The 374-nt window shown below is 65.2% G+C and carries 1 protein-coding gene; it reads right to left on the bottom strand.

Annotated elements, in window-relative coordinates:
- Positions 1 to 374 (bottom strand): HAD-IA family hydrolase (locus tag QWI17_RS04900; protein ID WP_302721392.1); only part of this gene is annotated, 374 nt, incomplete at both ends.

Here is a 374-nt window from a genome sequence, read left to right on the forward strand (position 1 = left end):
CCACCACCACGTCGGCGCCCCAGTGGTTGGGGTTGTCTTCTGGGTGAATATAGCCGTAGCGCACCGCGGCGGTACGGGTGCCGGCGTCACGGCCCGACTCGATGTCGCGCAAGTCGTCGCCGACGAACAGCACACTGGCCGGGTCCAGGTTCAGGGTGTTGCAGGCCAGGATCAGCGGCTCTGGGTCCGGCTTGCTGTTTTTTACGTGGTCCGGGCAGATCAGCAGCGCCGAACGCTCGGCCAGGCCCAGTTGCTGCATGATCGGCTCGGCGAAGCGCACCGGTTTGTTGGTGACCACGCCCCACAGCAGCTTACCTTTCTCGATGTCGGCCAGCAGTTCGGCCATGCCGTCGAACAGCTTGCTGTGCACCGCG

The sequence above is a fragment of the Gilvimarinus gilvus genome (assembly GCF_030518155.1).
In the GTDB taxonomy this organism is placed as follows: Bacteria; Pseudomonadota; Gammaproteobacteria; order Pseudomonadales; family Cellvibrionaceae; genus Gilvimarinus; species Gilvimarinus gilvus.